Below are 5,571 nucleotides of genomic sequence, written 5' to 3'. Positions count from 1 at the left end.
AGCGGCACGTCCAGCAGGTAATCGAACAGCCCATACAGCAGCACGCCCATCAGCACGCCGCTGATGGCCGAGGGCAGGGGCTTGCCGGTGAATAGCAGGCCCAGGCAGAAGCCGGCCAGGGCGGTGCTGAGGATGAAACCCAGCGGCTCGAACAGCAGCGCATAGGCCAGCAATGCGGCAAAGCACAGGGCGGCCTTGCGTGCCAGCGCCCAGGAAATGGGCGTGTCGCGCTCCGCGCTGGGTTTGCACACCAGCCACAAGGAGGCCAGGCCCATCAGCACCAGCAGCAGTAGCGGGTAGGCGCGCGGGCCGACCGGGTCATAGCTGAAGGGGGCCTGGAAGCCCCAGGCCACCAGGGCGAGAAAAACGCAGACGAGCAGCCAGATCGCGGCAAAAAGGCGAACGTACATGGCGGATTACCTAGTCGGGGGTCAGGGAAAGACCGTGGAGCCGTAGGATGGGTTGAGCGCAGCGATACCCATGCTGGTGGCCCGTGGGCGAGCATGTGCCGTCCTTGGCCGTTACCGCATGGGTTACGCCGCGGCGCAGCCCATCCTACGAATCGCACTTGGGTGTTACTGGATCAGGCCGAACTCGCCGGCCAGCGCCTTGTATTCCTCAACCTGCTTGAAGACCAAGGCTTGCAGTGCATCGCCGGTGACCGCCAGCGGCAGCAGGTCGCGCTGCTCGCGCAGCTTGGCGAAGTCTTCGCTGGCCAGCAGGGTGTCGAACTGCTGTTTCCACCAGTTGAACTGCTCGTCGCTGACTTGCGGGCCCATATAGAAGCCGCGGATCACCGGCCAGACGATGTCGTAGCCCTGTTCGCGGGCGGTCGGCAGGTCGGCCAGTTTGCCCGGCAGGCGTTCTTCGGACAGCACCGCGAGGATGCGTACCTTGTTCGCCGCCAGCTGCGGGGTGACTTCACCCAGGCCGCTGCTGGTGACCTGCACGTGGCCGCCGAGCATGGCGGTGAGAGTTTCGCCGCCGCCTTCGAAGGCCACATAGCGCAGGTTTTTCGGGTCGATCCCGGCCAGGCGGGCGATCAGCGCGGTCTGCATCCAGTCCTGGCCGCCGATGGTCGCGCCGGCGCCGAAGACGATGCTGCTGGGGTCTTTCTTCAGTGCCTGCACCAGCTCGTCGAGGTTCTGGTAGGGCGAATCGGCGCGCACCGTGATAGCGCCGTAATCGGTGCCCACCGCCGCCAGCCAGCGCACGCCGGTTTCGTCGTAACGGCCGAACTTGCCCTGGGCCAGGTTGAGCAGCGAGCCGCTGGAGAAGGCGGTGATGGTGCCCGGGTCGTCGGCGCGCTGGGCGATCACCGCGTTATAGGCCACCGCGCCGACGCCGCCGGGCATATAGGTGACGCGCATCGGCGCTTTCAGCAGACCTTCATCTTTCAGGCCGCTCTGCGCCAGCTTGCAGGTCAGGTCGAAGCCGCCACCGGGCTTGGCCGGGGCGATGCACTCGGGGCGTTTCGGCTCGGCGGCCAGCAGTTGGCCGGCGAAGGCCAGGCAGGCGGTGGTCAGGGCGATGCGGGTAAAGGCAGTTTTCATGGGCGTATCCTCTCGGCGCTTAGAGGGTGGTTACAAATGTAGCGAGCGATGGTCAGGCAAGGCGAAATTAGCCGAAAAAGCGGAGTGTACGAGTAGTACATGAGCATTTTGAGGCTGATTTCAACGCGGCATGGCCGAGCGCAGTAGTTTGTAAACACCCGATTATTGTGGGTTACCAGATCGGCAGTGTGTAGCCGACGATGACGCGGTTTTCGTCCGCATCGCGGGCGAAGTCGGAGCGGAAGCTGGCGTTGCGCAGGCGCACGTAGACATCTTTCAGCGCACCGCTTGGCACCACGTACTTGAGTTCGATGTCGCGTTCCCACTCGCCACCGCGCTCGTCGCTGCCCGCCACCTGGGCGTCGCTACCTTTGACATAGCGGGTCATAAAGCTCAGGCCGGGCACGCCCAGCGTGCTGAAGTCGTAGTCGTAACGGGCTTGCCAGGAGCGCTCGTCGGCGTTGGCAAAGTCGTTGATCTGCACGAAGTTGACCAGGAAGGGGTCGCTGCCATCGATATAGGCATAACCCGTGTCGCCGCCCATGTCCTGATAGCCCAGGCCCAGCTTGTGGCCGTCGATGGCGTAGCCGAGCATGGCGTTGAAGGCACGGTTGTCGACCTGACCGGCATTCGCCGCGCCGCTGTCCTGGCTCAGCATCAGGCGCGCGTCGGCGGACAGGGTGCCGCTGCCCAGCGTCTGGCTGGCCAGCAGGCCGAAGAAGTGCTGACGGTAGATATCATCCAGTTCGGCCAGGTAGTAACGGCCGGTCAGGCCCTCGGCGAATTGGTAGTCGAGACCGAGCAGGTCCAGGTGGTCGGCGCTTACGCCAGCGGCGAAACGGCGGTTCTTGCTGTTGAGGATCAGCTCTTCGGAGTTGGTCGAGGCGCGGTCGATGACCTTGTCCAGACGCCCGCCGGTAAAGCTCAGGCCGTCCAGCTCGCTGGAGGTCAGCAGGCCGCCTTCGAACATCTGCGGTAGCAGGCGGCTGTCGCTGGCTTTGACCACCGGCAGTTCGGGGATATGCGAGCCGTAGCGCAGCTCGGTATTGGATACCTTGACCTTGGCGGTCAGGCCCAGGCGGCCGAATTGATCCGGGGTGCCGCCGTCATCCTGCACCGGCAGCAGATCGGTGCCGGTGCGGCCGCCGCCGGAATCCAGCTTGACGCCGAGCATGCCCAGGGCATCGAGGCCGAAGCCGACAGTGCCTTCGCTGTAGCCGGACTGAATGTCGAGGAGGAAACCCTGGCCCCATTCTTCACGCTTGTTCTGCCCAGCGTTTTCGCGGAAATCGCGATTTAGATAGATAGTGCTGGTGGTCAGGCTCGCCGAGCTGTCGTCGATAAAATCGGCGTGGGCGGCAGGCGCGAGCAGGGCCGTGCCGATGGCCAGGCTAAGCAGATGAACAGGCGACAGCGCCCGATACGATGCAGTCAGCATCCTGTGGTCTCCATTGTTGTTTTTGTCACGGCCGCGCACCACTGCGCAGGCCGCTCAGGTAGGTGGATCGAGCCACCTGAAACCGATGCTAGGGGGTCAAGCTTTCGCCAGGCTTTCAGCGTTGAAAAAAACGCTTGGAGCGTTTTTTGACGTCGCTTGCGACGGCCCGCAGGGTGGGCACCAGGGATGGCAGGCCACAAAGTTTCCCTGGGCGGCTCGTGCTCTGGCATTTGGGCAATTCACATTGGCCTTTGCGCCTGTAAACTCCAGCCTTCGAATGGCGCAGGAACACCGCTGCAAGCGGCGTGCGTCGGGGTTTTGCTGGAGGTGGCGGTGCGAATTCTGCTGGTCGAAGATCATCCGCAACTGGCGGCGAGCGTGGCCCAGGCGCTGAAAAGCGCCGGCTGGACGGTGGATGTGCTGCATGACGGGGTGGCCGCGGATTTGGCCCTGAGCAGCGAGGACTACGCCCTGGCCATTCTCGATATCGGCCTGCCGCGCCTGGACGGGTTCCAGGTGCTGGCGCGCCTGCGCGAACGCGGCAAGACCCTGCCGGTGCTGATGCTGACCGCCCGTGGCGAGGTCAAGGACCGCGTGCATGGTCTCAATCTGGGGGCCGACGATTACCTGGCCAAGCCCTTCGAACTGTCCGAGCTGGAGGCGCGGGTCAAGGCGCTGCTGCGCCGCACCGTGCTGGGCGGCGAGCGTCAGCAGCGCTGCGGCAAGCTGCTGTATGACCTGGAGACCCGGCGCTTTACCCTGGCGGACGTAGTGCTGACGCTGACCTCCCGCGAGCAGGCGGTGCTGGAGGCGTTGATCGCCAGGCCCGGACGGGTGATGAGCAAGGAGCAGCTGGCCGCCCAGGTGTTCGGCCTGGACGAGGAAGCCAGTAGCGACGCCATCGAGATCTACGTGCATCGTCTGCGCAAGAAGCTCGAAGGCGGCGGGGTGCGGATTGTCACCTTCCGCGGCCTGGGCTATTTGTTGGAGGCAGTCGGTGACTGAGCGCTGGAGTCGGCCGGTGAGTGACGCGGGCAGCTTGCGCGGCCGGCTATTACGCCGCCTGGCCGTGCTGCTGACCGCGATTCTGCTGCTGAGCAGCCTGAGCGCCTACTGGAGCGCCCGTCGCGCCGCCGATACCGCCTATGACCGCACCTTGCTGGCATCGGCGCGGGCCATCGCCAGCGGGCTCTACGCCGATGACGGCAAGCTGAAGGCCAATGTGCCCTATGTCGCCCTGGACACCTTCGCCTATGACAGCGCCGGGCGTATCTATTACCAGGTGCTGGATCTGCACGGCACCTTGGCGTCCGGCTACGGGGACCTGCCGGCTGCGCCGCCGGGCACCCGGCGCACCGAGGATTACCCGGCGCTGGCGCGTTTTTATGATGCGCGCTACCGCAACCAGGGCGTGCGCCTGGTCAGCCTGCTGCAGCCGGTGAGCGAGCCGGGGCTGACTGGCATGGCCGAGATTCGCGTGGCGGAGACCCAGGGCGCGCGCGAACGCATGGCTCGCGAGCTGCTGCTCGGCACCCTGTGGCGCATGGGCTTGCTGTCGCTGAGCGCCTTGCTGCTGGTGTGGCTGGCGGTGACCCTGGCCTTGCGTCCGTTGGACAGCCTGCGCCGCGCGGTGGCGAGCCGCGCCAGCGACGATCTGCGGCCCTTGCCGGACGCACAGATGCCGCGGGAGTTGCGCCCGTTGATTGCGGCGCTCAATCAGTTCAATGATCGCCTGCGCGGCCTGTTCGAGCGCCAGTCGCAATTTATCGCCGACGCCTCCCACGAGTTGCGCACACCGCTGGCGGCGCTCAAGGCCCGGGTCGAACTGGGCTTGCGCGCGCAGGACCCGGCAACCTGGCGCAGCACCCTGGAAGAGTCGGCGCAGAACACCGACAAGCTGACTCATCTGGCCAATCAGTTGCTCTCGTTGGCGCGGATCGAGAGTGGCGCGCGGGCGATTGCCGAAGGCGGAGCGCAGCGCCTCGACCTCAGCCAGTTGGCCCGCGAACTGGGCATGGCCCTGGCGCCGCTGGCCCACGCCCGGGGCATAGCCCTGGCCCTGGAGGCCAAACAGCCGGTGTGGATCGAGGGTGAGCCGACCTTGCTCAACGAACTGCTGTGCAACCTGCTGGACAACGCCCTGGCCCATACCCAGATCGGCGGCACGGTGATCTTGCGGGTATTACCGCCAGCCATACTTGAGGTGCAGGACGATGGGCCGGGTATTCCCCTGGAGGAGCGTGAGAAAGTCTTCGCGCGTTTCTACCGGCGCAGCAGCAAAGGCTCGGGGGCCGGTTTGGGTTTGGCCATAGTCGGCGAGATCTGCCGAGCCCATCAGGCCCGCATCAGTCTGCATCAGGCGCAGCCCCATGGCTTGCTGGCGCGGGTCGAGTTTACCGTCGCGGCGGTTTGAGTCAGGGCGTCAGACTCAAGGGTTGCTGCATCTCCAGCAGGTACTGGGTGATCTTGCCGCTGTCGCGCAGTTGCTTGAGACCGAGGTTGAATCGCTCGATCAGCGCGGCGTTTCTCGACACCAGCTTGGATAGCAGAAGATGCAGGCTGACGCAGCGCAAGGCCTTG

The 5,571-nt window shown here is 65.2% G+C and carries 5 protein-coding genes; 2 read left to right on the top strand and 3 right to left on the bottom strand.

Going from position 1 to position 5,571, the window contains the following annotated elements:
- From Q8Q83_RS04040 to Q8Q83_RS04030, 3 genes are all read right to left on the bottom strand, one after another.
- The coding region (locus Q8Q83_RS04040; protein ID WP_305621344.1) for a tripartite tricarboxylate transporter TctB family protein at positions 1 to 410 on the bottom strand (410 nt) is incomplete at its 3' end.
- A gap of 165 nt (positions 411 to 575) precedes the next feature.
- On the bottom strand, positions 576 to 1,553 hold the full coding sequence (locus Q8Q83_RS04035) for a tripartite tricarboxylate transporter substrate binding protein (protein ID WP_305621342.1): 978 nt from the start codon (positions 1,551 to 1,553) through the stop codon (positions 576 to 578).
- 172 nt (positions 1,554 to 1,725) lie between these two features.
- The gene (locus Q8Q83_RS04030; RefSeq protein ID WP_305621340.1) at positions 1,726 to 2,991 is read right to left on the bottom strand and encodes an OprD family porin; all 1,266 of its coding nucleotides are present in this window, start codon (positions 2,989 to 2,991) and stop codon (positions 1,726 to 1,728) included.
- 333 nt (positions 2,992 to 3,324) lie between these two features.
- On the opposite strand from Q8Q83_RS04030, the gene Q8Q83_RS04025 reads away from it, so the two are divergent.
- Together Q8Q83_RS04025 and Q8Q83_RS04020 are read left to right on the top strand one after the other, a co-directional pair.
- The gene (locus Q8Q83_RS04025) at positions 3,325 to 3,996 is read left to right on the top strand and encodes a response regulator (protein ID WP_305621339.1); all 672 of its coding nucleotides are present in this window, start codon (positions 3,325 to 3,327) and stop codon (positions 3,994 to 3,996) included.
- A 16-nt stretch (positions 3,997 to 4,012) separates the two neighbouring features.
- On the top strand, positions 4,013 to 5,404 hold the full coding sequence (locus Q8Q83_RS04020) for a sensor histidine kinase (protein WP_305621345.1): 1,392 nt from the start codon (positions 4,013 to 4,015) through the stop codon (positions 5,402 to 5,404).
- Positions 5,405 to 5,571: the final 167 nt, after the last annotated feature.

Source organism: Pseudomonas sp., from assembly GCF_030696055.1.
Classification (GTDB): Bacteria; Pseudomonadota; Gammaproteobacteria; order Pseudomonadales; family Pseudomonadaceae; genus Aquipseudomonas.
This window is presented reverse-complemented; position numbering and strand designations above follow the sequence as displayed.